1 protein-coding gene is annotated in these 1,101 nt (G+C 36.1%); it reads left to right on the plus strand.

Features of this window, described 5'->3' with window-relative positions:
* A partial coding sequence (locus H5202_RS23080) for a hypothetical protein (protein ID WP_182774063.1) occupies nucleotides 1–1,101 on the plus strand: 1,101 nt, incomplete at both ends.

Here is a 1,101-nt window from a genome sequence, read left to right on the forward strand (position 1 = left end):
TCAAGGGTCTAAAAGAACCTACAGAGGTAGCTGCTGTTTTCAAGAGCTTACCAACTGGTAGTTTCACTACTTTTTCTTATATACGTTCACTTGATAGGATCGATTCTGTTGAAGAACTACCGATAGAAATACATACAGCGAATGCACCTTTACTCCGTGTAATACTGGATAAAACCTTAGAATCTAGTGCAATTAAAGAATGCCAAAAACTTATAGGACTTTTGAGAGAAAAAGATCCTTTCGCTGATCTAGGTCAGTATGAACTCTTAGTTGAATGTATAAGCCTAAATGAAATTGCTGTTAATGATTTTTTCTTACTTACAAGCGAACAAAAGCAAGTTTTTGATGATACTAAATTTAAGCTATTAGAATTCTGTCGACAATCTACACTTCCAGGAAACAGAATGGTCAGCATTGCTGCTCAGCTTGCTATTTATACGCAATTTAATGATCAAGACCTCATGAGTTATCTTGCTGAGAATAAAAAACCAGTTGAAAAGATGACATTTAGAGGTATAGAGGAACTACTTCGGTGCCTAGATAGGAAAGCGGCCTCAGAATATCGAAACTCCTTACATAGTATGAGCGATATGGATTTATCCAAGCTGATTACACAACCAAACCAGGAAGAATGTAATGGAATATTAATTAGTGAGTTTTGTTCCAGAAGAAACACTAAGCTTATCAATCAAACCCTTTCAGAACTGCTTTCCTTGGGCAAAACACCTGACAACTTAGGCTACTTCTGTATGCTTGCAGCACATGCAAGCAGCATTATCTCAAAAGAAGATTTTCCTCTTCAAAGTATCAAAAAAATCTTTGATGAAGACTTTTCAAAACTAAGAGTTCATTCCACTTTTATCGCACCTATCTCAATGGCGTTGGCTAAAGGAGGCTATAAAGAATTAGCATTAATTACGTTTAATCATACATTTGAAGGCAAGACTCCCTGGCTATCTGAGATGTACGTTAGTTATCTTGGGTTGTTATATGAAAATGCTCAGTATCATGATTTTAACACTCGTTTAAGCTTTCTGACGAGTTCAGAAAAAGAGCATCCTGAAATTATTAACCTTGAAACGTGTATTGCAAATGGTGAGG

Source organism: Shewanella sp. SG41-4 (genome assembly GCF_014164505.1).
In the GTDB taxonomy this organism is placed as follows: domain Bacteria; phylum Pseudomonadota; class Gammaproteobacteria; order Enterobacterales; family Shewanellaceae; genus Shewanella.